This is a genomic window from Bacillus sp. FJAT-27251 (genome assembly GCF_001273925.1).
Lineage (GTDB): Bacteria > Bacillota > Bacilli > Bacillales > Cytobacillaceae > Mesobacillus_B.
This window is the reverse complement of the sequence record NZ_LIGG01000001.1, coordinates 1,648,554-1,674,580: the sequence shown is the minus strand read 5'-3', so window position 1 is coordinate 1,674,580 and position 26,027 is coordinate 1,648,554. Positions and strand designations below refer to the sequence as shown.

At 47.7% G+C, this 26,027-nt stretch carries 24 protein-coding genes, 1 riboswitch and 1 other annotated feature; of the genes, 12 read left to right on the top strand and 12 right to left on the bottom strand.

Annotated features, from left to right (window positions below):
- Nucleotides 1–222: 222 nt before the first annotated feature.
- Nucleotides 223–675, bottom strand: a complete 453-nt coding sequence (locus ADU22_RS07880) for a threonine/serine exporter family protein (protein ID WP_197280031.1) — start codon at nucleotides 673–675, stop codon at nucleotides 223–225.
- Nucleotides 676–970: 295 nt separating this feature from the next.
- Entirely contained in the window at nucleotides 971–1,729 is a 759-nt protein-coding gene (locus ADU22_RS07875) for a threonine/serine exporter family protein (protein WP_053361666.1), read from the bottom strand.
- Between the two features lie 175 nt (nucleotides 1,730–1,904).
- Between ADU22_RS07875 and ADU22_RS07870 the strand changes: the two genes are divergently transcribed.
- On the top strand, nucleotides 1,905–3,560 hold the full coding sequence (locus ADU22_RS07870; RefSeq protein WP_053361665.1) for a M20/M25/M40 family metallo-hydrolase: 1,656 nt from the start codon (nucleotides 1,905–1,907) through the stop codon (nucleotides 3,558–3,560).
- Nucleotides 3,561–3,598: 38 nt separating this feature from the next.
- Here the strand turns inward: ADU22_RS07870 and ADU22_RS07865 are convergent, their stop codons facing one another.
- Entirely contained in the window at nucleotides 3,599–4,747 is a 1,149-nt protein-coding gene (locus tag ADU22_RS07865) for an acyl-CoA dehydrogenase family protein (RefSeq protein ID WP_053361664.1), read from the bottom strand.
- Nucleotides 4,748–4,966: 219 nt separating this feature from the next.
- Here ADU22_RS07865 and ADU22_RS07860 point away from each other — a divergent pair, with 219 nt between their 5' ends.
- Nucleotides 4,967–6,625, top strand: a complete 1,659-nt coding sequence (locus ADU22_RS07860) for a glutamine--tRNA ligase/YqeY domain fusion protein (protein ID WP_053361663.1) — start codon at nucleotides 4,967–4,969, stop codon at nucleotides 6,623–6,625.
- 73 nt (nucleotides 6,626–6,698) lie between these two features.
- Here ADU22_RS07860 and ADU22_RS07855 read toward each other — a convergent pair whose 3' ends face one another.
- The 4 genes from ADU22_RS07855 to ADU22_RS07840 form a co-directional block, all read right to left on the bottom strand.
- The gene (locus ADU22_RS07855; RefSeq protein WP_053361662.1) at nucleotides 6,699–7,526 is read right to left on the bottom strand and encodes a basic amino acid ABC transporter substrate-binding protein; all 828 of its coding nucleotides are present in this window, start codon (nucleotides 7,524–7,526) and stop codon (nucleotides 6,699–6,701) included.
- Between the two features lie 189 nt (nucleotides 7,527–7,715).
- The gene (locus ADU22_RS07850; protein ID WP_053361661.1) at nucleotides 7,716–8,438 is read right to left on the bottom strand and encodes an amino acid ABC transporter ATP-binding protein; all 723 of its coding nucleotides are present in this window, start codon (nucleotides 8,436–8,438) and stop codon (nucleotides 7,716–7,718) included.
- Nucleotides 8,435–9,091, bottom strand: a complete 657-nt coding sequence (locus ADU22_RS07845; protein WP_053361660.1) for an amino acid ABC transporter permease — start codon at nucleotides 9,089–9,091, stop codon at nucleotides 8,435–8,437. Before ADU22_RS07845 ends, ADU22_RS07850 begins: the two co-directional genes overlap by 4 nt.
- Nucleotides 9,092–9,208: 117 nt before the next feature.
- Nucleotides 9,209–10,039 carry a basic amino acid ABC transporter substrate-binding protein gene (locus tag ADU22_RS07840; protein WP_053361659.1) on the bottom strand — a complete coding sequence of 277 codons (831 nt, stop codon included), beginning with the start codon at nucleotides 10,037–10,039 and terminating at the stop codon, nucleotides 9,209–9,211.
- Between the two features lie 385 nt (nucleotides 10,040–10,424).
- Here ADU22_RS07840 and ADU22_RS07835 point away from each other — a divergent pair, with 385 nt between their 5' ends.
- Nucleotides 10,425–12,098, top strand: coding sequence for a PAS domain-containing sensor histidine kinase (locus tag ADU22_RS07835; RefSeq protein WP_053361658.1), 1,674 nt, complete (start codon nucleotides 10,425–10,427; stop codon nucleotides 12,096–12,098).
- Between the two features lie 103 nt (nucleotides 12,099–12,201).
- Here ADU22_RS07835 and ADU22_RS07830 read toward each other — a convergent pair whose 3' ends face one another.
- Both ADU22_RS07830 and ADU22_RS07825 read right to left on the bottom strand, forming a co-directional pair.
- Nucleotides 12,202–12,432: an excisionase family DNA-binding protein gene (locus ADU22_RS07830; protein WP_053361657.1), complete on the bottom strand. Its 231-nt coding sequence runs from the start codon at nucleotides 12,430–12,432 to the stop codon at nucleotides 12,202–12,204.
- A gap of 107 nt (nucleotides 12,433–12,539) precedes the next feature.
- The gene (locus ADU22_RS07825; RefSeq protein WP_053361656.1) at nucleotides 12,540–13,106 is read right to left on the bottom strand and encodes a DUF1836 domain-containing protein; all 567 of its coding nucleotides are present in this window, start codon (nucleotides 13,104–13,106) and stop codon (nucleotides 12,540–12,542) included.
- A 144-nt stretch (nucleotides 13,107–13,250) separates the two neighbouring features.
- On the opposite strand from ADU22_RS07825, the gene trhA reads away from it, so the two are divergent.
- The 9 genes from trhA to ADU22_RS07780 all read left to right on the top strand — a co-directional run bounded on the left by trhA (nucleotide 13,251) and on the right by ADU22_RS07780 (nucleotide 21,695).
- A complete protein-coding gene (trhA, locus tag ADU22_RS07820) occupies nucleotides 13,251–13,898 on the top strand; it encodes a PAQR family membrane homeostasis protein TrhA (RefSeq protein ID WP_053361655.1) in 648 nt (215 codons plus the stop codon).
- Nucleotides 13,899–14,070: 172 nt separating this feature from the next.
- Nucleotides 14,071–14,259: a protein YkzB gene (ykzB, locus tag ADU22_RS07815; protein WP_053361654.1), complete on the top strand. Its 189-nt coding sequence runs from the start codon at nucleotides 14,071–14,073 to the stop codon at nucleotides 14,257–14,259.
- Between the two features lie 334 nt (nucleotides 14,260–14,593).
- Nucleotides 14,594–14,920 (top strand): MerR family transcriptional regulator, encoded by a 327-nt coding sequence (locus ADU22_RS07810; protein WP_053361653.1) that lies wholly within the window; start codon nucleotides 14,594–14,596, stop codon nucleotides 14,918–14,920.
- A 123-nt stretch (nucleotides 14,921–15,043) separates the two neighbouring features.
- A complete protein-coding gene (locus ADU22_RS07805) occupies nucleotides 15,044–16,354 on the top strand; it encodes an ammonium transporter (RefSeq protein WP_053361652.1) in 1,311 nt (436 codons plus the stop codon).
- Nucleotides 16,355–16,444: 90 nt separating this feature from the next.
- The gene (locus tag ADU22_RS07800; protein WP_069188057.1) at nucleotides 16,445–17,428 is read left to right on the top strand and encodes a DUF294 nucleotidyltransferase-like domain-containing protein; all 984 of its coding nucleotides are present in this window, start codon (nucleotides 16,445–16,447) and stop codon (nucleotides 17,426–17,428) included.
- The gene (locus ADU22_RS07795) at nucleotides 17,415–18,149 is read left to right on the top strand and encodes an exonuclease domain-containing protein (RefSeq protein WP_053361651.1); all 735 of its coding nucleotides are present in this window, start codon (nucleotides 17,415–17,417) and stop codon (nucleotides 18,147–18,149) included. The genes ADU22_RS07800 and ADU22_RS07795 overlap by 14 nt, the downstream gene beginning before the upstream one ends.
- A gap of 168 nt (nucleotides 18,150–18,317) precedes the next feature.
- Nucleotides 18,318–18,562: a binding site (T-box leader), on the top strand.
- A 43-nt stretch (nucleotides 18,563–18,605) separates the two neighbouring features.
- A complete protein-coding gene (gene brnQ, locus ADU22_RS07790) occupies nucleotides 18,606–19,931 on the top strand; it encodes a branched-chain amino acid transport system II carrier protein (RefSeq protein ID WP_053361650.1) in 1,326 nt (441 codons plus the stop codon).
- A 200-nt stretch (nucleotides 19,932–20,131) separates the two neighbouring features.
- Nucleotides 20,132–21,364, top strand: coding sequence for a DUF438 domain-containing protein (locus tag ADU22_RS07785; protein WP_053361649.1), 1,233 nt, complete (start codon nucleotides 20,132–20,134; stop codon nucleotides 21,362–21,364).
- A gap of 16 nt (nucleotides 21,365–21,380) precedes the next feature.
- On the top strand, nucleotides 21,381–21,695 hold the full coding sequence (locus tag ADU22_RS07780; protein ID WP_053361648.1) for a metal-sulfur cluster assembly factor: 315 nt from the start codon (nucleotides 21,381–21,383) through the stop codon (nucleotides 21,693–21,695).
- A gap of 51 nt (nucleotides 21,696–21,746) precedes the next feature.
- On the opposite strand, the gene ADU22_RS07775 is transcribed toward ADU22_RS07780, so the two are convergent.
- The 3 genes from ADU22_RS07775 to ADU22_RS07765 are packed head-to-tail and all read right to left on the bottom strand — an operon-like array spanning nucleotide 21,747 to nucleotide 25,558.
- Complete coding sequence (locus ADU22_RS07775; protein ID WP_231687854.1) at nucleotides 21,747–22,220, bottom strand: flavodoxin domain-containing protein; 474 nt, start codon at nucleotides 22,218–22,220, stop codon at nucleotides 21,747–21,749.
- Nucleotides 22,201–23,247, bottom strand: a complete 1,047-nt coding sequence (locus tag ADU22_RS07770; RefSeq protein WP_053361647.1) for a ribonucleotide-diphosphate reductase subunit beta — start codon at nucleotides 23,245–23,247, stop codon at nucleotides 22,201–22,203. Before ADU22_RS07770 ends, ADU22_RS07775 begins: the two co-directional genes overlap by 20 nt.
- A gap of 22 nt (nucleotides 23,248–23,269) precedes the next feature.
- The gene (locus tag ADU22_RS07765; protein ID WP_053361646.1) at nucleotides 23,270–25,558 is read right to left on the bottom strand and encodes a ribonucleoside-diphosphate reductase subunit alpha; all 2,289 of its coding nucleotides are present in this window, start codon (nucleotides 25,556–25,558) and stop codon (nucleotides 23,270–23,272) included.
- A 180-nt stretch (nucleotides 25,559–25,738) separates the two neighbouring features.
- Nucleotides 25,739–25,935: riboswitch (cobalamin riboswitch) on the bottom strand.
- Nucleotides 25,936–26,027 lie beyond the last annotated feature (92 nt).

The window sequence follows — 26,027 nt, the reverse complement described above, 5'->3', positions numbered from 1 at the left end:
ACCGGTTTAACCTCCCTCCCCATTCCTTCGTCCMATACGCTCTCTGGCGATTTTTATCTTGTTACCTAAATAGTAAAGGAGGCGGAATAAACCCGTATGTGAAGTACGTCACATCAGAAAATTTTGTTCTTTTCCTTGTAAATGACCACCAAAAAAAGCGCTTCTCCAATGCGGAGAGCGCTTTTAAGGTATTGGACATCCAGGATCATGAAGTGCATTGAGTCAGCTCCCGGCTTTTCGTGGAATCGCGCCTTGACGGCGGAAAACATGATTGATGACTTCAGAGAACACCAGGCCGACCGCAATCGCCCCTGATATCATCAGAGCCTTGACCCCAAGGGCAACAGCTGTCGTATAGTCGTTCTCGACAATATTCCGCATCGTATCATACGCAAGTCCGCCCGGGACAAGCGGAATAATGCCGGCAACACTGAAAATAATGATGGGCATTTTATAAAACTTGGCGAACATTTGACTGACCAATGCGATGAAAAAGGCTGCCGCAAGAGTGGCAATCACCGGTCCATAACCCTGGTAGGTCAGGCCAAAATAGACCATCCATCCAAGCATGCCTGACAGCCCGCACTTGAACAGCGATTCTCTTGGGGCATTAAAAAGAATGCCAAAAGCAGCCGAAGCGATAAAGCTGGTTATCAGCTGTTCCAAATAAACCACAGGGTTCCCCCCTTTTTTATAGGCTCGGTTATAGTTCATTTCTGTGGAGGAATGAGAACTAATAGGCGGAGAATTTCCGGCTAAGGTACTCAGATGCAGCTTAAGAAGCGGTTATAAGCGGAGAATTTCCGATTAACCGCTCCAAAACCATACAAAATCGTGGATTTTAATGAAATAGACGGAAAACCTTCCCTTATTTTTAAGGAAATATAGGTATTTCCCAGTTTAAACGGAATTTCTCCGTTTATTATTCAAACCTTAAAAAAAATCAGCTTTCCGTGATAACAGAACCTTTTTAAAAAAATGATAGGACGGCAGCGATTCCCGACCCGATTGCAAAAGCGGTCAGAAAGGCTTCGGCCCCTTTTGACAGCCCCGAAACCAAATGCCCTGCCATCAGGTCGCGCACTGCATTGGTGATCAGCAGGCCGGGAACCAGCGGCATTACTGCTCCAATGATAATTTTATCAAGCTCGTTTCCCAGCCCTATGCTGACAAAAAGGTGGGAGCATAAGCCAATGATCACGGAAGAGGAAAATTCGGCAAAAAATTTGACAGGAATCATCCGGTGAAAAAGCAGCATGGAGGAATATCCTGCGCCCCCGGCCATCGCGGCAGGAACAAAGTCCTCCCAGCTGCCCAGGAACATGATGGCAAAACAGCCGCTGGCAAGTGCAGCTGCCAGCAGCTGGACAAGGAATGGGGGCATCAGGCTGGCGGATTCAATCTCCTTCAGCTGCCTGACCGCCTCACTCAAGCCAATTTGTCCGCCGCTGATCCTCCGGGATACATCATTCACCAGCGCCACTTTCTTCAGGTCGGTCGTCCGGTCGGAAATCCTGATCAGCCTCGTCATCTCCGGCCGTGCATCTTCCGAGGAGAACATGATGCCAGTGGGTGTCACATAGCTGTGGGTCTGCTGTATTCCCAGCGCGGATGCCATCCGCCTCATTGTATCCTCCACCCGGTAGGTTTCCGCTCCGCTCTGGAGCATAATCTTCCCTGCCAGCAGGCATGCATCCATTATGTCGTGTGTTTTATCTTGATTTTCCATTTTATCCTCACTATGAAGAGTCGATATTCTTCTATCAGTCTAAACGAAAGCGATTGAGCAATCAATTATGATTGTTCCTTTGAAATAATGATTTATCACCCAGTTTGAATGGAATATACTTGGATTAAGTTTCCTTTGCGGGAATTTTCTTAACAAGATTGAAAGGATGACAGCAATGCTTGATTGCCGAGAAGAGGTTTTATTTTTCACAAAACAGCTGATGAATATTGAAAGCATCGTCAATACGAACGGAGAGAAAGAGATTGCCCAAGTTCTCCATAGCATGATCGCCTCTTTTCCTTACTTCATGGAACATCCGGAACAGGTTTTGTTTGAGCCGACGCATGACGATGAACTGGAGAGGTACAACGTCCTTGCTTTTGTCAGAGGCACCAAAACCGCCAGCAGCAAAACCGTTATTTTAATGGGCCATATGGATACGGTTGGCATTGATGATTTCACCCAGCTTGCTGATCTGGCATGCAAGCCCGATGAGCTGGTTGAGGCATTGAGGAACGAAGACCTTCCCCGGAATATCAGGGCTCATGCCGATTCTGATGAATGGCTTTTTGGCCGCGGCTCCCTGGATATGAAAAGCGGGGTTGCCAGCCATCTATACCTTTTAAAATATTATTCCGAACACCCTGAAGAGCTGGAAGGGAATCTGGTGTTTTTGGCGGAATGCGATGAAGAAGACAGCTCTCATGGTATCCTGTCTGCGCTTAAAACCCTTCAGGCCTGGAAGCAGCAGCATGGATTCGACTATGCGGCCGCGGTTAATGGCGATTTTGTCGCTCCGCGCTTTGAAGGGGATGAAAACCGCTATATCTATAAGGGAACAGTCGGCAAGCTCCTTCCATCATTTTTTATTACAGGGGCGGAAACCCATGTGGGCTCCTGCTTTGAGGGACTGGATCCCAACCTGATTGCCGCCGAGCTGACGAGGCAGATTGACTACAACCCGGACCTCTGCAATGAAGCGCTAGGGGAGACGACCGTTCCCCCTGTCTCTTTGAAGCAGACGGATCTCAAGCCCGTGTATACCGTCCAGACAGCGCTGTCGGCCTATGTTTATTATAATTTCTTCATCCATTCCTGGTCGCCCAAGGATGTGCTCGCCAAACTGAAAGACCAGGCGGAAATTGCTTTTAACAACGCTTTGGCCTTGTTTGAAGAGCGGTATAAAAAGTTTTGCCAGCTGAGCGGGGGAGCTGGCCGGGAGATTCCATGGAAAGCGAGGGTCATGACCTATGAAGAAATGGACATCCTCCTTGCTGACCAATTTGGAAACGAATATACCGGCCATATGGCAGGTTTCAAGGAACAGCTGCTTCATGACAAGACCCTTGATGTCAGGATGTTTGCAGCGAGAGTCGTGGAAGAGGCGTGGAAGTGGATGCCGGATAAAAGCCCGGCGATCATTGTCTTCTATTCATCCCTTTATTCGCCAAGGGTAGAGCTTTCTGGTAAAAATGATGCGGAGAAAAACCTGATTTCTGCGCTCGATGAAGCTGTTGCAGCGATTCAGCCAAATTATGAAAAGCCGATTGTCATCCGCAATTTCTTCCCATACATCTCGGACATGAGCTTTGTGGCGCTAAGCGATGACGAGAACGCGCTTGATGCCGCTGCCCGAAACAATCCGGGCTGGGGAACAAAATTCTTTGTCAATTACCAAGATGTCCGCAACATTAATGTGCCGGTCATCAATATTGGGCCGTACGGCCTTGATGCCCATAAAAAGTACGAACGGGCTGAGCTTGAATATTCGCTTGAGATTGTGCCAAACCTGACGAACCTCGTCATCAAGGGTGTTCTCAGCGGGCAATAAAACAAAGGCGGTGTTCCATACAGGAACACCGCTTTTTACTATTTTCCATTCATGGAAGTCCGGGCCAATAATTCAATCGTCATGTCGTCCATAGGCGGATTGTGCAAGCCAGCACGAACATCGCGGTAATAGCGCTGAAGCGGATTTTTTTGCGACAGGCTCCGCGCTCCCACAACCCGCATCGCCAGGTCGACGGCTTTGATGGCTCCGTTTGTGACTGCCATTTTTACCGCGCCAAGCTCGGGGCCCATTTCCAGCCGTTCCGGTTCGCCGGCATCATCCCATTTTTTTGCGACAGCATGGAGAAAATGACGGGCTTTCATCAGTTCAAGCTCGATTTCGCCAATCTTCTGCCGCACTGCAGGGATGTCGCTGATGGTCCCCTTGATGCTGTTGGGCGAATAGTTCAGGGCAAACTGGATGGCGTAATCCTGCGCTGCCTTGGCAATCCCCAAATAGCAGGCCGGAATATGGAGCAGCCAGCCCATTGCCTGTTTTTTTCCCGGAATAATGACTTCCACAAAATCCTCTTCTGCCACATGCACGTCCTCAAGAACAAGGTCATGGCTTCCGGTTCCCCGCATTGCCACGCTGTCCCAGGTTTCTTCGATGGACAAGCCTTTCGCCGAGCGTGGAATCAGGAAGGTGCCCACCTCGTCGCTTCCGGCTATTGATGCGCTGACTATGAAATAATCGAGGACCGGAGACATCGTGGTAAAAATCTTCCTGCCATTGACCACCCAGCTGCGGCCCTCCTTTTTTGCGGTTGTTTGCGGCTTCCCTCCTCTTGTCGGGCTTCCTGTCTGCGCCTCGCTGGCCGCACTGTTAAGGAGCGCTCCTCTTTTGACGTCGTGGGAAACCCTGCGGAAAACTTCTTCTTTCCAAGCTCTCTTTTCACTAAGGTTTTTTATGATGCCCATATGCCAGCCGATGGCAAGGGCTGTGGACCCGTCTCCCGCTGCGAGTTGTTCCTGCAGGCTGACCATTTCATGCAAGGTGATTTCCTTACCGCCATATTCACCTGGCAGCGTCAGGCTCGTATAGCCGGCTTTTTTCAAGTCATCTATGTTGGCAAACGGAAAACCGCCTTCTTCATCGATTTCCGCTGCTCGCTCTTTAAACCTGGCTGCGAGGCCTTCCATCAGCTGCAGCCTTTCTTCCAATGAATTTGTATCTTGAAAATTCATAATCTCACTCCCTGAATTCATCATTCCCTGCCAGCACACCGGCAAACGATATCCTTTCTATTTAACATACCAGAATCTGCACAATTTTGTTTAGCATTGCGATTGGCACTACCTGAGGAGGACTTGTTTTTCTGGTCATTTCTTATTAGTATATAGTTCTACAGGAAGGTATAATGGTGTTAATACTTTTACATAAAACGACAGAAAGGCTGATAGGGATTGGAAGAAAACTCTAATTTTATCAAAACGATTATTAAGGAAGACCTCGAATCCGGAAAGCATGATAAAATTGTAACCCGATTCCCGCCTGAGCCGAATGGGTACCTGCATATCGGACATGCGAAATCGATTGTTATCAATTTTGGCCTTGCCGATGAATTCGGCGGGAAAACAAACCTTAGGTTTGATGATACAAACCCGTTAAAGGAAGACCAGGAATTTGTCGACTCCATCAAGGAAGACGTCGCCTGGCTTGGATATGAGTGGGATGGTTTGTTCTATGCCTCTGATTACTTTGAGGAAATGTACGACCGTGCCGTTCTGCTCATTAAAAAGGGCAAAGCTTATGTTGATGACCTGTCCGCTGATGAAATCCGGGAATACCGCGGCACATTGACACAGCCTGGGAAGGAAAGCCCGTACCGCAACCGTTCGGTCGAAGAGAACCTGGATCTGTTCGAGCGTATGCGCAATGGGGAATTTGGAAACGGTGAAAAGGTGCTGCGCGCCAAAATCGACATGGCATCACCAAACGTGAATCTTCGTGACCCGGTTATTTACCGGATTGCCCATGCAACCCACCATAACACTGGGGATAAATGGTGCATCTACCCGATGTACAGCTTTGCCCATCCGCTTGAGGATGCCATTGAAGGTGTTACCCATTCCCTTTGCACAACCGAATTCGAGGACCAGCGCCCGCTCTACGACTGGGTGGTTGCGGAATGCGAAATGCCGTCCGTTCCGCGGCAGATCGAGTTTGGCCGCTTGAATATCACCAATACCGTCATGAGCAAACGGAAATTAAAGCAGCTTGTTGAGGAAGGATATGTTGATGGCTGGGATGACCCCCGCCTGCCAACGGTTTCCGGCTTGAGAAGAAGAGGCTATACCCCTGAAGCCATTCGTGAATTCGTGGCTGCAGCCGGCGTGTCAAAAGGCTTTTCCACAGTGGATGCCCAGATGCTTGAGCACTTTGTGCGCGAAGACCTTAAGCTGAAAGCCCCAAGGACGATGGGCGTGCTGCGGCCGTTGAAAGTGGTCATCACCAACTATCCGGAAGGCGAAGTTGAGTGGCTTGATGCCGAAATCAACCCGGAGAATCCGGAAATGGGGATGCGCAAAATCCCATTTTCCCGCGAAATTTATATCGAGCAGGATGATTTCATGGAGAATCCTCCGAAAAAATATTTCCGCCTCTTCCCTGGAAATGAAGTGCGCCTGAAGCACGCGTATTTCATCAAATGTGAAGAAGTCATCAAGGATGACGAAGGCAATGTCGTTGAGCTCCGCTGCACATATGATCCGGAAACCAAAAGCGGCTCCGGTTTTACCGGCCGCAAGGTCAAGGGAACGCTCCACTGGGTGGACGCCACACATGCCCTTCCGGCAGAATTCCGCCTTTACGAGCCTCTCATCCTTGAAGAGGAAGAGGCGGAAGATCTCGAAGGAGAAGAAAAATCATTCCTTGACCATGTGAACGAAAAATCTCTAGAGGTCCTTGAAGGATTTATTGAGCCGAATATGAAGGAAGCCAAGGCACAGGATAAATTCCAGTTCTTCCGCCACGGCTACTTCAATGTCGATCCAAAGCACACCACACAAGAAAAACTGGTCTTCAACCAGATCGTATCCTTGAAGAGTTCGTTTAAATTATAAGCAAAAAGGGTGCCTGACCCCCTTTGGCGCTGTAAAGCGCCGGGGGTCAGGCACCCTTTCGTTTACTAAAGGATTACTGCTGCTGTTCTTTAAGGAAGTCAACATTCGGCTCGATGCCAAACCATTCCTGGTAGATTTCGGTATAAGTACCATTATCAAATAACGTATTCAGGGCCTTATTGAATTCCTCTGTCAATTCGCTTCCTTTAGGGAATAGGATTCCATAGAATTCGGAATCAAATGTTCCATCCTCCACTACTTTCTGCTTTTTGTCCGGGTTGTTCTTTGCGTATTCCTCAACAACCACATTGTCGGCAACAACTGCATCGGCACCTCCGCTTTCCATTTCCATGATAGCGAGGTTGTTATCTTCAAACTTTTTGATGTCAGAATGGTTTTTTCCAAGCAGTGCATCCATCGCTGCCTGTCCGGTCGTTCCGTTCTGGACGGCAACTTTCTTCCCCTTCAGGTCTTCAGCAGATGAAATCTCGCTGTTTTCAGGTACCAGGATCTTATTGGTAGACTGGAAATACGGAACTGAGAAATCATAGGTCTGCTTGCGGTCATCATTGATGGTTATCGCTGCAATTGCCAGGTCGGCACGCTTGCTCTCTGTTTCTACGAATATAGGATCCCAGCCCAGGTGTTCAACATTCACCTCATAGCCTGCTTCCTCCGCGACCGCTTTGATTAAATCAATATCAAATCCGACAACTTCCCCTTTATCAAGGTATTCCATTGGAGCATAGGCTGCATTCGTCACCACGCGAAGAGTTTTCTTATCTTCCGCTGTTTCCTGCCCGCCGTTTCCGCTTGTTTCCTCCGATGCCGAACCGCAGGCCGCCAAGAACATTGCTGCAGCTAAAACAAGGCACCACATTCCGATTAAACTCTTTTTCATTTGTTTCTCCCCCTGTCTCTTCTTTGTTTACATAAATAATCTAATCTATTAATCATGAACCTATTATATACAGAGTTGAATTAATATGCAATGCAATAAATAAAAATTCACAAAAACCAAATCTTTCCGCAAAAAAAGCCTGACCCTCTGGCGCGTTAAAGCGCCGGGGGTCAGGCACCCTTTAATGGATTAAAGGACTTTGCTGAGGAAGGCTTGGGTTCTTTCCTGCTGCGGGTTTTCGAATAGCGGTATTGGTTCGTTTTCTTCGACGATATAGCCGCCGTCCATAAAGATGACCCTGTCGCCGACTTCACGCGCGAAGCCCATCTCATGGGTGACGACCACCATTGTCATTCCTTCCTTGGCAAGCTGTTTCATAACCTCAAGCACCTCGCCGACCACTTCAGGGTCAAGAGCGGAAGTTGGTTCATCAAACAGCATGATTTTCGGTTCCATCGCCAGCGCTCTGGCAATGGCCACACGCTGCTTCTGTCCCCCCGACAGGGAACTCGGATAGGCCTCCGCCTTTTCCTCGAGCCCAACTTTGCGAAGAAGTTCCATGCCTCTTGCCCGAGCCGTTGCTGCCGGTACATTCCTAACCTTGACAGGAGCTAGCATGATGTTTTCAATGACTGTTTTATGCGGGAAGAGATTGAACTGCTGAAAGACCATGCCGACGTCTTCCCGCATTTTGTTCAGGTTATTCTTTTTATCGGTAATGTCTTTTCCTTCTATATAAATATGGCCGCCAGTGATCGACTCTAGCAGGTTGATGCATCTTAGCAAGGTGGATTTCCCGGAGCCTGATGGCCCGATCACTACCACCACCTCTTGAGGCTTGATGGTAAGATTGATATCTTTCAATACTTCGTTGGTCCCAAACGATTTCTTCAGATTCTGGATTTTTATCATTCTGTTTTCAACCTTCTTTCAAGGCGACTTAAAATAAAGCTTAGGGAAATGGTCAAGATCAGGTAAATAAGTGCCGCAGTAAGGTATGGCTCCCATACCTTGTAATACTGTCCTGCCATGGCCCGCCCCCAGTACATGATTTCCGGGGCCGTGATAACTGCTGCAAGGGATGATTCCTTAATCAGGACAATGAATTCATTCCCCAGCGGCGGAATCATCCGCTTAAACGCCTGGGGAAGGATCACATGCCTCATGGCTTGTCCATGGGTCATACCGAGCGACCTTGCCGCTTCCATCTGTCCCCGGTCGATGGATTGGATTCCGGCCCTGAAAATTTCGGCGATATAGGCGGCCGCGTTTAAGGAAAGGGCCAGTATGGCAGCGGCAATCGCATTGGTATGTCCCAAAAACGCCGGGACCACACCAAAGTGAATCAATAAAATTTGCACAAAAAGCGGTGTTCCGCGGAAAAAAGTTATATAAAKGGAAAAAGGCAGAGCAATCAGCTTGTTGTTCACCATTTTACCAAGGCCGATCAACAGCCCAAGCACCGTTCCAATCAGGATTCCGGCAAGGGAGAGGCCAATCGTCAGCAGTGTTCCCTTGAGCAGGAAAGGTGCATATTCCGCGATGATATCAAATCGAAAGTCCATCGATAATCCTCCTAAAAGCATAACGCGAGCGAATCATCATTGATTCCAGCCCGGGCCGACAAATAATAAGATAAAAATTGCGTAACCACTGATTCAGTTACGCAATTCCGTATAGCATTATTGCTGTTCCTTCAATATATCAATATTTGGTTCATTGCCAAACCATTTTTCATAAATTTCTGTGTATGTTCCATTTTCAAGCACAGCATTGATGGCGTCATTGAATTCGCCAACAAGCTCGCTTCCTTTTGGAAAGAGCACGCCGTAAAACTCGGAATCGAAAGCGGAGTCTTCAATGACGGTCAGGTTTTTATCCGGATTGTTCTTCGCATATTCCTCGACGACCATATTGTCGGCCACGACTGCTGCCGCACCGCCGCTTTCCATTTCCATGATTGCGAGGTTATTGTCTTCAAACTTCTTGATATCCGGACTGTTCTTGCCTAACAAGGCATCCATTGCCGCCTGGCCGGTGGTTCCATTTTGGACGGCAACTTTCTTCCCCTTCAAGTCCTCGGCACTTTTAATATCGCTGCCCTCAGGAACGAGGATTTTGTTGGTGGATTGAAAATAAGGATGGGAGAAGTCATAGGACTGCTTGCGGTCATCATTGATTGTAATGGAAGAAACAGCCAAATCAGCCCGTTTGCTCTCAATTTCAACGAAAATTGGATCCCAGCCAACATGTTCGACATTTACTTCATAGCMAGCTTCCTTGGCTACGGCCTTGATGAAATCAATATCAAACCCAACAACTTCACCCTTATCCTGATATTCCATTGGCGCATAGGCAGCGTCTGTCACGATTCTCAATGTTTTCTTCGCTTCAGTCTCCTCAGCGCTGCCGCTTCCCTCGTTAGCCTCCTCCTGCGAAGAGGACCCGCAGGCAGCAAGGAACATGGTTAGCACCAATAATAGGCTCCACCCTAACATCTTGTTCTTTTTCACTAGTTCTCCCCCTTAACTTCTTTCATGTAAATAACATTATCTGTTTAAACTCTTTGGAAATATTCTTTAAATTCTTTCATTGGTTTATTATATCCTGCATTGGATTTATATGCAATAATCCATCTAAAAAAACTCCATTTTATTACTTTTTTAGAATACTATTCTGTTTAAATATTAATTAGTGAAAATTCAATAAACTACTTTTTTTTTGAAGGAATCCTATTTCTATTGGCAGCAGCCCAGGAATCCTTCTTTTCCAATTTCTTCATAACACCTTGCCCATCCCCTCACTACGGGTTAAAATGAAAAACAGGCGCAGGCCATGCCAGTCGCCTGTTTTACCGCGTATTGGACCAATATTGAAATACAGGAGACGGCGAAAACCATGAATAAAAAGAAGCTTTTAATCATATATGTGGCCACAAGCATAGCCTGGATTTTCGGGACGAACTTCCTTATCGAAGCTTTTAGCCCTGAATCGCTGGCCAAGCAGCTTGAGCAGGCTAAAGAAATTTTTTATGTCATCGTCACTGGCTGCTTCTTTTACTTTTTCGTTTCAAAATCGGAAGAGCTGAGCACTGCCAAACAGGAGGAAAAAAGGCTGTCCACCTTGATCAATGCGATGGTGGACTTTGTGAATTTTAAAGACGGGCAAGGACGCTGGCAAGAAGCGAATGAATATGGCCTGAAACTATTCCAGCTGGAGGGAGTTGACTATCGCGGCAAAAAGGATTCAGAGCTTGCGAAGTACTCGGAATTTTACGGGGATGCACTCAGGTATTGCGAGGTTTCCGATGAAGAGACATGGCGACAGGGAACCGTCAGCCATGTCGAAGAAATACTTCCTGCTCCGGATGGAACCTCCAGAACATTCGATACTATTAAAGTGCCTCTCTTCCATTCCGATGGAAGCAGAAAAGGACTCGTGGTGATCGGAAGGGATGTCACCGAGAAAAGGCGGGTAAAAAAACTCCTTGAGGAAAGCGAGCAGCGATACAAATCATTATTCGACTATAATCCCGATATTGTTTATATGCTCGACCTGGATGGAATCATCACGAACTTGAATCCGCAATTTTCTTCCATAACAGGCTACATGACGGAGCATGCAATCGGCAAACCGCTTAAAAGCATTCTTCCCAAAGAAGCCAGGCAGGATGCCTATGACTGCCTCTCTGCCGTAATAACCGATAAACATCCAAAAAGCTACGAGTTCATGGCTCACCATAAAAACGGCCACCCTATCAGGCTCTATTGTGTATCAGTGCCAATGATAATCAATGGTGAAATCGCCGGGGTCATCGGCTACGCAAAAGATATCACGACGGTCAGGGAAACCGAGGAGAGGCTCAGGAGAACGGAAAAGCTCTCTGTTGTGGGCGAGCTTTCGGCGAGCGTCGCCCACGAAATCCGCAATCCGCTTACTTCCCTGAAAGGATTTGTCCAGCTGCTGCAGATGGAAGACGAAAAGCATCTTGGCTATTATCAGATCATGCTGGACGAGCTGAACCGGATCAACCATATAGTCAGCGAGCTTCTCCTGCTGGCAAAGCCGCAGCAGGTTAAATACACAAAGACCGATATCCGCGGGATTCTTAATGATGTCATTTCCCTGCTGAAAACAGAAGCCAGCCTGTACAATGTCCAGATTGAATTCCAGCCTTTAGAGGAATGCCTGGAAATTGAATGTGAGCCAAACCAGTTGAAACAGCTGTTCATCAACCTGATTAAAAATGCCATCGAAGCTTCCAAGAGCGGGGATTCCGTTGTGATTTCCATTGCCATGAATACCAATGGCAGCATATCCATCTCTGTAAAAGACAGCGGCTGCGGGATTTCGGAGGAAATGATGAAGAGGCTCGGCGAACCGTTCTATTCTTCAAAGGAAAAAGGAACAGGCCTTGGGCTGACCGTTTCATTCAAGATTGTCCAATCCCATCACGGGACAATCTCATTCAACAGCGAGGCCCAGAAAGGTACAGAAGTGCTGGTCCAGCTGCCTGTCAGCGGGAAACACAGGATTCCCCCGGCAAGCACCCGGCATATATATTCCGCTTAGAAGCGGGGGAGGTTTTCGAAGCCGCCGACAGTAATATTTGATTGAAAAAGGTCCAGCTCCTTATTACGGGAGGCTGGACCTTTTCATTTGCACAGACGTGCGGTTAATCTTCATCTTTAATATCGATGTCTTCAGGAAGGGGCTCGCTGAGCACCTCTTCCACCAGTTTTCGGTACTTTTCCACCTGGTTCAGATGGGTCGCAAATTGCTCCTTGTAAACCAGGTACTGTTCACCGTCGAATACGGCCCGAATCTTCCTCTGCCTTACCAGGCTTTCAACCGCATTCTCCGGCATCGACAAATATTCCGCCGCTTCCTTAATCGTCAAATACATCCACATATCTCCTTTCAGGGTCAGGCACCCTTTAGCACATCACCGCACCGCGGGTCAGGCACCCGTCATCGCTTTGCCGCAGCACCGCACCGGGGGTCAGGCACGCTTTAGGGCTTTAGGGTGTCGATGAGGTGCTGGGCTGCTTTGCGGTAGGTGTTGCTGATGTTTACGAGCGAGGCTGCTAGCAGGGCTTTTTCGAGTGTGTCTGTGCCTTGCCCGCCTAACTTGGCCATTTCTGCGCCTGCCTCTTCTGCCCTTTCGATAATATCCTTTTTAAACTTGTCATTATTTTTATCGTATAAATCCAGGTAGCCTGAATAAAACGTTTCGAGGTCGAGTTCCCCCTGTGATGTCTTTTCACTGACTTCGTCAAGGACTGTCTTTATATCGCCAATCGACAAAGCTCCTTTCAGCTGATAAATCAGGGAAATAAGGATAATATGTTCCTTCGAGTACTTCTTGTTTTTCACAGGGAAAAACAATTTTCCCTTCGCATAGTTATTGATCATTGTTTTGGTCAGGACTTTTCCGTCTTCACCCCGCGTCGAACCGCTGAATGTATTCTCAAACAGCTGAATGACCTGGTCCATATATAAATCGATGCCAGGAATGTCCTCAAGGCGAATATTCCTATCCAACTCCAACGCTTCCGCCAGCTCATTTACCTTTTCCATTGTCCGCCTCGCTTTTATCAATAGTTATGTACATTTTATTATAGCTTGAAATCCGCGGAAGGTAAACGTTGACTATATAAGGTAATGCCGATATAATAACATGTAGTAACGAAAACTACTTATAAGAGTTTAGGAGGCCTAATAATGAACCAGTATATCAGAGAGCCTATTAATGGATTCACCCACCTCGCCGGAGCTGTCCTTGCTTTTATCGGACTGCTGGCAATGGTGATCAAAGCATCAGGAAACTCGGCGTCGCCGTTAGCCATCAGCGCCGTTATCATTTTCGGCATCAGCATGATCCTGCTGTACAGTGCTTCTGCTGCCTACCACATGGTCATCGCGAAGAAAAAGGTCATTCATTTTTTGCGGCGGATTGACCACTCCATGATATACATCCTGATTGCAGGAACGTATGCGCCTTTTTGCCTGATTACCCTTAATGGTGTCACTGGATGGATACTCTTTAGCATTGTCATGCTTGCAGCCGTGCTGGGTGTTGTTTTTAAACTGGTGTGGTTCCGCTCTCCGAGGTGGCTTTCCACAGGCCTCTACATCGCAATGGGCTGGCTGATCATTTTGGCCTCATCCCCTCTGTCGGCGAATCTTCCGGCAGGTGGAATGGTTCTTTTGGTAAGCGGCGGTATCCTTTATACGATTGGCGGGTTCATTTACGGCTTCAAGCCGGAATTCATGAAGTCCCGGCACCTTGGATATCATGAAATCTTCCACATCTTTATTTTGCTCGGCAGCCTTGCCCATTTTTCAAGCGTCTATTTTTATGTTATATAATCCACTTTCCAAAGCCCCTGTTCCCACCTGAGCAGGGGCTTTTTCCTTTCCTGAAAATACCCCGTTAGAATACATGACATCACTGCTGACATCACCTTCCAAATCCCCTAATCTAAAAAAAACACCCTATTGGCGCTGCTAAAATAAAACTTTTATCCGGAAGGTGGTCAATATGAAAAACGAAACGGAATTTCAGCTAGCCCAAAAAATCATACAGCTTGATTTGCTGCGGAACGAATTGTATGAAGAGTTGCTCTCTGCCCTCGGCCGCAGAGCCCCCGAGTTTTTACGGCCCGTACAGAATAATTTCTTCGAAAGGGAGGTGAAGACGTATGGCAAACATCTTGCGGGAGGCGCTTGAGAAGGCCAGACGGCATTATATTCTCAAAATTTCAAGTCAGTTTCCTGCCCTCCATTCCTCAGCCGAACTCAGCAAGCTATCCCTTACGGAACTCCAGGAAGTCTGGAAAATGGAAAAAAAGGCTAAGTGACACCCCCGCCTGATGGCTCAACCTAATTTAACAACAGGGTCAGCCAACAGGCTGGATTTCGAGCTTTTTATCTTGTTGAGAAGGATCGGAAAGCCAATTTTAATTCCAAGTCCATTAACAGCACATTTAACTTTTTATAGTCATGTTAGGTAATATAACATATAATAATAAGAAAATTCAAAATCAAAAATGAGGTGAGCAAACTTGGCGGCAGCAGAATCTTCTTATAAAGATAAAAAGGTCATTACCATAGGCATTGTCCGTGAACTGACTGGGTTGTCCGAAAGGCAGATACGCTATTACGAGGAAAGAAAACTGATATTTCCCGATCGAACTCCGGGAGGCAGCAGAAAATACTCCTTTTCCGACATTGAACTGCTTATGGAAATCGCCAATAAAATTGAAGATGGGGTGCAAACTTACGAAATCAGGCAGGAAATGATCAGGGAAAAGAAGGCAATGGATAAAAAAACACACCACAAAATGATTCAGGGCCAATTAAACGCCCAATTTGGCATACCAAAACGGTAACCCCCTTACCCACGTTATTTTATGTGTAAGGTTTTCTTACACAACTGTAGAAACCCGATTAAATCGGTGCGAAAATACAGTTACAGAAAGCCACTACAATAAATTACCGGAAGGGGAGAAATTATGGATACGACCTTTTTACTGAACAGCCTTTGGGTTATGGTATCTGCAGTCTTAGTTATTCTGATGATCGGGGGCTTTATCCTCCTGGAGACTGGTTCCACCAGAATGAAGAATGCAGGACATATTGCAGGCAAAACGATTCTGACCTTTGGCATTTCCTCCATCGTCTTTTGGGCCGTCGGCTACGGTTTTATCTTTGGCGAAGGGAACTCACTTATCGGTTTATCGGACTTTTTCTATTCAGGATATGACATTGAAGGGCTGGGCCTTTCAGGAGCCGTTTTCTTCTTATTCCAAACGGCTTTTGCCGGCATTTCCATCACCATTGCATTTGGCGGTTTTGCCGAAAGAGCAAAAATGTCTGTCTATCTGGTATTCTCTGTTTTATTCGCCACTCTTGTATATCCCCCTATTGCCCACTGGATTTGGGGCGGCGGCTGGCTGGCAGAGCACGGCAAGCAGGATTTCGCCGGATCCACGGTTGTCCACTTGACCGGTGCAATGGCCGCCCTCGCCGCCACCATCCTCTTAAAGCCGCGGATTGGCAAATTCAACAAAGATGGTTCAGCCAACAACCTCTATGGGCATAACCAGGTTTATACTGCCCTTAGCGTCCTGCTTTTATGGGTCGGATGGTTTGGTTTCAACGCAGGCAGCACGATTGCGGTTGACGAAGGTTTTTTTGGATTTGTCGCTTTGAACACAAACCTGGCAGCCGCCGCAGGAACGATGGCAGCCATGGTCATTTCCTGGGTCGTCCTTGGAAAAGCCGATGTTTCGATGATGCTGAACGGAGCGCTTGCCGGCCTTGTTGCGATCACCGCCTCCTGCGCCTTTGTTGCTCCATGGGCATCCGTTGTCATCGGACTGATTGCCGGCTTCCTCGTTTTCTATAGCATCTCTTTCTTTGAAAAACGCAAAATCGATGATCCTATTTATGCTCTTTCCGTCCATGGTGCTGCAGGGGTTTGGGGAACATTGTCCACCGGCTTTTTCGCGACTCCTGAACTTGCTACAGTCGGCAAGCCGGGACTGTTCTACGGCGGCGGCCTCGAACAGCTGGGTATTCAGGCTCTTGGAGTTGTGGCCTGTGGCGCGTTTGCCTTCATCGTATCCTACGCTGTCTTAGCCATCATGAAGACTTCCATGAACGGCTTGAGGGTCAGCGAAGAAGAAGAAATCATGGGCCTTGATATGAGCGAGCATGGAACTTACGGCTATCCGGAACTGCTGCACTCGGAGACTTCCAGCAGCACAGATGCTTCATCCTGCACTAAGCTACCCGCCGAAAGCAGGCCGCTCAATGCCTAGCCTGGTTAAAACCAATGCAAAAACAAGTCTCCCCTTGGACCTGATGTTCAAGGGGAACTGCCATTTAAAATGGGAAGGGGTGAGGGCAGAATGCTGGACAGCAAGAGCTATGACCAAATAAAGGCGTTTCGTGATGCAGAACTTCCCCGGGCCCGGTCAACAATCCATGACCTTAATTCCCTGCATGACCAAATCATAAAAGAGACCATTCTTGCTGCTGTCGATTTTTTCATGCATAAAGCCGGCCCTCCTCCTTCACCCTTCTGTTTTTTTGTGATGGGGAGCGCAGGCCGCCAGGAGCAAGGGACATGGAGCGACCAGGATCATGGAATTATCTATGAAAACGGCGGGGAAAATGAGTATTTTTTAGGTCTGGGTGAAGAGATATCGGAAGGGCTTTTTCAAACAGGCTACAAAAGGTGCGAAGGCAAGGTGATGGCAAACAACCCCTTATGGTGCAAATCCCATGAAGACTGGCAAGCGCAAATAACGCAATGGGGACGGGAATCATCATGGGCAACCATCCGCCACCTGCTGACATTCATCGACTGCCGGCCTCTATACGGCGAAGGCAGCATCCTTAAAAGCTTGAAGGGTGATACCTATGAATGGATTCACAGAGAAACCCTGCTGCCGCGGCTCCTTCAAAATACCTTGCATATTAAAAAGGGCATCGGCATCATGGGACAGCTGCTCACAGAAACACATGGCCCCTATTCCGGGATGCTCAATTTGAAAGATACCGGGCTGTTTCCTTATGTCAATGCAGCCCGGCTTCTTGCCATCCGCCATTTTATTATGGACACCGGCACAAGGGGAAGGCTTGAAAAACTGCCCAATTCGGTGATCTCCCCCGGGGAACGCAGCATTTTCGCCCAAAATTTCTCCCACCTCCTAAGCCTGCGCCTTGCCTATGGGGTTCAAAGAGATTACGATTCGGGCCATTATCTCCAGGTTGAAAACTTGTCCAGACAAGAAAAGCGGCAGTTAAAAGAGGCTTTGAGAAACGGGCTTACCCTTCATGAAACAGCGCGGAAATTGGTTGAAAGGGAAGATTTGCATGGGCATGAGTGATTTTATCCAGTTTTTCAGGAGCAAAGGGAGCAAACTGAGTTCGAATGTGCTTGCAGGCTTGCAAGGACAGCAGAATGCACAGAGCATTTCTTTTTTGCGGCAGCTGGAAAAAGAAATGCGAAAGAACGATGATCTCACCTGCCCGCTGGACGAACTGGAAGCGGTTGTTTTTGACATTGAGACCACCGGCTTTTTCCCGAATAAGGGTGACAAAGTCATTTCAATCGGGGGCGTAAAAATGCGCGGCAGCGAAATCCTGGAACAAGAGACCTTCCACTCGCTCGTACGCACAACAGCACCTTTGCCCCCGGAAATAGCGGAGCTGACCAAAATCAGTGATGACGAGTTGACTCGAGCCCCTGATGGAGCTGATGTCCTGATGAAGTTTTTTACGTTCGTTTCCGGCAGCATCCTTGTCGCCCACCATGCCCGACATGAGAAAACCTTTATGCAGAACATGACCTGGAACTTGACCAGGACACGGTTTCAGCACCGGATTATCGACACTTCCTTTTTAACCAGGCTGTTTGATCCCGACTGCAGATCCCAGCCCCTCGAAGAGCTTTGCATATCATGCGGCATTGCTATCCACAATCGCCACCACGCCCTCGGCGATGCCTTGATGACCGCCGAGCTTTGGTCGCATTATCTTAAAAAAGCCCAGAAAGCCGGCTACCAGAACCTCCATGAAATCTACACCCACATCGCCAGACTCCGCTAACAAAAAAAAGAAATACTTTCGCACAGTGCAACAGCGCTCCAACACCGCGTGCCCAACACCGCGTGCCTGACCCCCGGTGCGGTGAAGCAGCAAAGGGTGCCTGACCCCTTGTGAAATATCGAAATATATTGACATAGTATTCAACCTCTGATAAATTATTTTTAAATAATAAAGTCGATGACGAGAAGAGTAAGGCAGAACCCTGTTCCACAGAGAGCCAGCATTAGGTGCAAGCTGGCGTTCAGCGCTGCCCGAAAATCCCCTCCGAGATGCAAAGCTGAAAATACAGTAAGCTTTGACGGCCTTTCCTCCGTTACACGTGGAACACGTATGTTGGTACGTTGACTAAGTGCCGCAGTTTTTTTGATGCTGCGGAATGAGGGTGGTAACGCGAGTTCAAACTCGTCCCTGTTTTGGGGACGAGTTTTTTTATTTTCAAAAAAAGGAGAGATTATTTTGCGAAAGTTTGACAGTTTGTTTATCGGATTGATGCTATTTTCAATGTTTTTTGGGGCGGGTAATCTTATTTTCCCTCCTTTCCTGGGAGCAATGTCGGGGACTTCCTACTGGCTGGCGATGACCGGCTTTGTCCTGACAGCCGTAGGCCTTCCCTTCGCCGTCCTTTTTGCCATCGCCCGTGTCAAAGGCGGCATCCAGGCAATCGGCAACCGAGTTCACCCTGTATTCAGCACCGTTTTCATGGTGATTGTCTATTTGTCGATTGGCCCGTTCCTGGCCATTCCGAGAAATGCCAATGTTGCGTTTGAAATGGGGGTTGTACCCTTCACCGGCTCATCCAATCCTGTTTTATTGCTGGTCTATTCCGCTGTATTCTTTTTACTTGTTTACTTTGTAAGCTTGAATCCTGCCAATCTCGAAAAATATTTAGGCCGTTACATGACGCCGACCTTGCTTGTGTCCATGGTTGCCCTTTGTGTACTAGGCTTTGTGAAATTGGATGGAAACTTCCAGGCTCCGGCTGGCGGCTATGAGTCCGGCGCGTTCTTCAAAGGCTTCCTTGAAGGCTATAATACGATGGATGCCCTTGCGGCACTTGCCTTCGGAATTGTCATCCTGACTGCAGTCAAGCAGCGCGGAGTACGCAGCGAAACACAAATGACCAGCTATATGCTCAAGGCGGCCCTTGTCGCAGGCTCTTTGCTTGCAATGGTTTATGTCTCCCTCGGAGCGGTAGGCGCTAAAATGGCGGCCAATGGAGAGTTCGAAAATGGGACCCAGATTCTTGCAGGGGCAGCAGCCCATGTATTTGGCCAAAGCGGACCATTGCTGCTCGGAGTCATTTTTACACTGGCCTGCTTCACTACAGTAGTCGGGCTAACATCAGCCTGCGGTCAATATTTCTCGGACCTGATTCCAAAGGCCAGCTACAAAATGATGGTTTTGATGGTCGCTTTAATTGGATTTACTTTGTCAAACATGGGGCTGAGCCAGATTCTCAAGGTTTCCGTGCCATTCCTGGTAACAGCCTATCCGCTGACCATCGTGCTGGTCACCCTCACCTTCTTTGACAAGTACTTCAAGGGAGCCAGGATGGTCTATGCCAGTACCATGCTGTTTACCGGAATCTTTGCGGTGATCGGCGGCCTGAACGCTTTTGGACTCAGCCTTGGACCAATTGAAACACTGCGTACTGCCCTTCCTTTTTCATCATCGGGCCTTGAGTGGGTTGTCCCGGCTCTCACAGGAGCCGTTGCCGGAATCCTGCTGAACAAATTGGTTCCCGCAGCACAATTGGATGAATTGAAGGCAAAAGCTTCTTAATAATGAATAAAACAGGATGCTGGCTTCCCGATAAAGGGAGCCAGCATCTTTTTTTATTCAAGTGATATGCATCACAAACCTGATTCTGGAGATATGGTACATTGTGAATGAGAACAGTTATCACCTTTAATTACTATCTACATCGTGACTATATGACCATTCTTTCACATATTTCCATCATTTTTAAAAGGAGAATGAACATGAGCGAAATCATTAATAACCGTGAATCAGAAATTGAGAGCAAATCAGAACGCCAGGCAATGCTGAAGCAAATCATCAAGGATTTGCACAACGGAAAAAGTGTCGATGATGTGAAAGCCCAGTTTGAAAATGCCGTCGGCCAAATATCCGTGGCGGAAATTTCCCAGCTTGAACAAACTTTAATGGAGGAAGAGGGCATCCCCGTATCCGAAGTCCAGCGGCTCTGCTCGGTTCATGCCGCCGTCTTCAAAGGCTCCATTGAAGAAATTCATCAATTGGGAAAGCCCGAAGAACAGCCCGGCCACCCTATTCATACCTTCAAGCTTGAAAATAGGGAGATTGACAAGCTGCTAAACTTTAAAATGCAGCTGCACCTGGAGCGTTTTGAAAAAGAAGACAGCGAAGAAAATCGAATCAAGCTGATTGAGGACTTGAACCTGCTTGCTGATGTAGACAAGCACTATACCCGCAAGGAGAACCTGCTGTTCCCTTACCTGGAGAAATACGGAATCTACGGCCCGACCCAGGTGATGTGGGGGGTGGATGACGGCATCCGCGCAGCGATAAAAGGCGCCAAGGAAAAGCTGGCCCACTACAATGGAGACAAAAAAGCCGTACACGCCGCCGTTTATTTTGTGATTCGCGAAACAAGTGAAATGATTTACAAAGAGGAAAACATCCTCTTCCCCATGGCCCTGCAAACATTGACGGAGGATGAATGGATCAAAATTGCCCACGATGGCGAGGATATCGGCTACTGCCTGGCTGCACCGGCTGGTGTCTGGAAACCTGAGCGGGCCGAGATGAAGGCTGCCGCCATGTCAGATGGTTTAGTCAAAATGGAAACCGGCCTCCTGTCATTGAAACAATTGGAGCTGATGCTCAACCATCTTCCGGTGGATATCACTTTTATTGACGAGGATGACGTGGTCCGCTACTTCTCTCATGGCAAAGAACGCATTTTCCACCGCACAAAAGCAGTGATTGGACGGACCGTTCAAAACTGCCATCCTCCTAAAAGCGTCCATGTCGTCGAGGACCTGCTCCGCGATTTTAAAGCCGGCGTAAAAGATGTGGAGGATTTCTATATTAAGTTTCGCGATAAATATGTCTATATCCGCTATTTTGCCGTCCGTGATGAAACTGGCAAGTATGTTGGTACGCTCGAATTCACCCAAAATATCGATCCAATCCAGGCTATACAAGGTGAAAAGCGGATACTATCCAAATGAATGAGGTGCAGGAACAATGAAACAAGAGCTGATCGACAAAATGTATGAAGTGCTTGAAGATGTCATAGATCCCGAACTGGGCATTGATATTGTCAACCTCGGGTTGGTTTACGATATCCTGCTTGATGAGGAAAACAACGCTACCATCAATATGACGATGACCTCAATGGGCTGCCCGCTTGCCCCGCAAATCATGTCGGATGCCCATATGAAACTGTCTGCCAATATAAAAGAATTAAGAGATATTAAAATCAACATCGCCTGGAGCCCGGCCTGGTCAAAAGACCGGATGTCCAGATTTGCAAAAATTGCCCTTGGTGTCCATGCCTGATGTTGAATTATGCAGCTGCCTCGTTCGAAGCCCGAGCAAGGCAGCTGTTTTTCATGTTGCCGCAGATGCCAAACACCGGTTTACCAGGATGTCGGTGAATTTTTGGCAGCGTTCCCTGTCGCTTTCCTGCGGCATCAATTCCACTTTTAGGGTAACCGCCAATTGAGTGTGGGCAAAAAGCATGTCCCTGAACTTGTCCACAGCTCCGCAATAAGCAGGGTAAAAAGAGTCACCACTTCCCGCGGCCCCGGTAATCAGCTGCTTGGGAGCACTGCTGGCAATCCCTTCATAAACTGGCTTCATCTCAGCCGGAATTTCCCCATTTCCCCATGTATAGGTCACAATGGCCAAAAGATCCAGTTCCTTTAATCGACTCTCCCGGAAGCTGCCAGCATGGCAGAAAAAAGGTTCAATCTGTTGGTTTCGAAACCCCTCCGCGATAATTTCTGCCAGTTCCCGAGTATTCCCGGTAATTGAAGCATAAACGATTCCGGCTCTTATACCATTACAGCTCATCGAATCCATTATCCTGCGTCACCTTTGAATACGTGCGGGACTTTTGTTCAAAGAAATCCGACTTGGTTTCATTGATCATCTCGTCGCTGAAAACATGGATCCACGGCATAGGGTTCTCTCTATCAGGATAGAGATTCTTCAAGCCGAGCTGGCGGAGCCGCTTGTTGGCGAGATATTCCACATACCCTTCGAATTCGGAAATATCGATTCCCTCTATTTTATTAAAAATGAACCCGGCCCACTCCTGTTCCAGTTTTACCGCAGCATGTATCTGTTCATATATATACTGGATATGCTCATCCGTATTTAGCTCGGGGTGTTCGGCAAGCAAGATCCGGATGAACTGGGAAATAAAATAGGCATGCTGCATTTCATCCCGCTGGATATAGCTGATCATCGTACTTGTTTTCAGCATTTTCTGCTGGCGGGCCAGATGATAAAAGAAGGCGAATCCGGCGTAAAAATAAATCCCCTCCAAATTGATGGAATTGACACCCAGCCTGAAAAGATTTTCCGGAGTGGGATTTTCATAGAAAGAATCATAGGCATCGAGAATCAGCTGGTTCCGCTTCTGGACAACAGGATCGCTTTTCGCCTGGTTAAAGCGCTCATTCTGCTCGTGTACCGGAACAAGCGAGCTCAGGATGTAGGAATACGACTCATTATGAACCGCCTCCTGCTGGGAAATGACCGCGAAAATCGCTTTAAAGCTTGAATCGGTGACATAGTCCATCACCTGGCTCATCGTCGGTGTCTGCAGGCTGTCCAGGCAGGCCAGCTGCGTATTGACTCTGAGGAAAACATCCTGTTCGGCAGAAGTTAATGTATCCCATTGCTTGATATCATCCTGCATATTGATTTCCTGGGCTTTCCAAAAATTCGAAAGAAGCGTCTGGTACAGGTCATACATTTGCGGGTAGGCTATATCATTCCAATTAAGCAGGCCCGAGGAACGGCCATTAAGGATGCCTGTTGATTTATTGGGATGCCCTGGGTAAAAAAGTTTGCTCTTCGGCAGTTGCTGGTAGATGTTCATCGTCTTCCTCCTGAAAAAAATTTTAGCTATGGCAGGCTTCGCATTCCTCTATTTCCGACTGCGATGTGCTTCTGATGTAATAGGTCGTTTTCAGGCCCTGCTTCCAGGATTCGAGGTGGAGCTGGAGCAAGTCCTTGGCCTTAATGTCGTGCCGCACATATAGATTGAAAGAGACAGCCTGGTCGATATGGCGCTGGCGGGCTGCGTTCTGCCTGATGCTCCACACCTGGTCCAGTTCATGCCGGGCCCTGCGGTAGAAATTGTAGGTAATATGGTTAAGGTCTGGCGCTGTCACCTTAAATTTGAAATTCTTTTTCTCCTCCGCATATTCGACCGCGTACAGCGGGTCAATTCCATCCGTGGACCCGCCGATCTTTGCTGTTGAAGAATTGGGGGCAACCGCCATCAGCCAGCCGTTCCGGATTCCATTATGTCTGACAGCTTCCTTCAATTGAACCCACCGATCCGAACCATAGTTCCTGCGCTCGAAATATTGGCCTGTCTGCCACTCGGAACCGCTAAATGTGCTGTAGGCCCCTTTTTCCTTCGCAAGCTCCATCGAAGAACGAATCGTATGGAAAGCAATATCTTCATAGAGCTTGTCTGCATACTGGACAGCTTCCTCCGATTCCCAATGAATGCCTCTTAGGGCGAGCAGGTGATGCCATCCGAACGTTCCCAGTCCTACTGCCCGATATTTCTGATTGGTCTTCCGGGCCTGGCCGACACTGATGGTATTTAAATCAATGGCGTTATCAAGCATTCGTACCTGGACGTTGATCAGCCGTTCCAGCACTCCGGCAGGCGCCGCTTTCGCAAGATTAATAGAAGATAGATTGCAGACGACAAAATCACCAGGCTTCCGCACAATCACAATATTGCCCTCTTCATCCTCATATTCACGAACCATCGTCGTAGGGGACATATTCTGGGCGATTTCGGTACATAGATTGCTGCAGTAAATGGATGTGCGGCCTTCCCCCAGTACATGCTTGTTCGGATTTTGGCGGTTGACTTCATCCCGATAAAACATGTATGGCGTTCCTGTTTCAAGCTGGGCAACCATAATGCGGGCCATGATATCCATTGCCCTGTAGGTTTTGCGGGGCAGCAGAGGGTTGCTAACTGCTTCTTCATATTTTTCGGTAAAATATTTCTGGTCTTTTTCATCATAAAAATCCTCAAGCCCCAGCGGATTGCCATTGTCATCTTTCCAGCCCATCATTTGTTTTACCTGATGAGGACAGAAGGTATGCCATTCTCCAATGCTTCTGCCGTTCCCATCCTTTTCCTCAAGCTTCTTCATGAACAAATCAGGTACAGTGACCCCTGTAAAAATATCATGGGCTTTCCTTCGCTCATCCCCATTATTAGTTTTCAAATCCAGGAAACCATTCATGATGTCCTTGTGGAACAAGTCCAGATAAATTGCGACCGCACCCTGGCGCTGACCAAGCTGGTCAACAGAAACAGCTGTATCGTTAAGCAAACGGATCCATGGCACTACCCCCGAAGAGGTTCCTTTGAACTTTTTAATATCAGAGCCCAGCGCCCTCACTTTTCCATAGTAGACGCCGATGCCTCCTCCGTCCTTGCTGAGGCGGGCGATGTCCCAATTGTTTAAATAGATTCCATCCAGCGAGTCGTCCACCGCATCAATAAAACAGGAAGAAAGCTGCCCAAAGCTTTTGCCTGCATTCGAAAGGGTCGGCGTGGCCACTGTCATATACAGATGGCTTAGCGCCCAGTACGCTTCCTTTACAAGGTTCTGCCTGATGCTCTCCTTTTCGTTTCTCATCAAAGTCATCGCAATCACCATGAACCTCTCCTGGGGCAGTTCAAAAGTGTTGCCATCATGATCCTTCGCAAGATAGCGGTCAGCCATCAGGAATAATCCTATGTAATTAAATAAATGATCCCGTTTTTCTTCAATTTCTCTGCCAAGCTCCTCAATCTGCTTCCTTGAATAGGTTTGCAGCAGGTCCGGCGAATAGATACCCTTTGAGGTCAATTTTTCAATAAGTTCATAGAAACTCCCGTATTTCTGCTCCCGGGAATAGCCCCGGCTTTCCGCCGCTTTTTCATACAGTTCGTCCAGAAAGAGGCGGGCGGCAACAAATGTCCAGTCCGGCTGGTCCATTGCCGTATGATTGAGGGCGTAGGACAGGGCCTGCTGCCTGGCCTCCCTTTCGGATGAACCCAGTTTTTTCAGGTGCCCAATGATTCCTTCCGTGTTCAGTTGATGGTTTCCGGCAGCCTCGCCGATGATTTCCAGAACATGCCCGATTTTTGTTTGTACCTTCGTGTCCATGATGATTCCTCCCACATTCACAGGGATGTACATACATCCTGTTTTTTAAAAATAAAAAAATCCGCCCATTATTGAGCGGATGAAACGATAACATCAAAAGACACCATCCCGGCACTCCACAAAAGAGCCAGGCACTGCCTCCTGTCGCCATCGTTTCATCTTCCCAATCCCCGAAGAAGCTGAAACATCTTAAGCAAGACAGGTCTCCTGACTCATGCTTCACCCTACTCTGAGCCCTTCCCATATAAGCACCTTTTTCAAGCACGTTATACAGTGGTTTGCTCATTTCGTCAGCAATGACAGTTGCGGGGGCAGTTCTGGATTCTCACCAGATTCCCATTTAAGCCTTGACGGCATCTTCACTTAAGGCAACACAATATGTAGTTATTGATATTGATTGAGATTACAATATATTGAATATGATAATCTAGTATTAAGTTATTTTCAAGTTTTAACATCCGAAAAAATC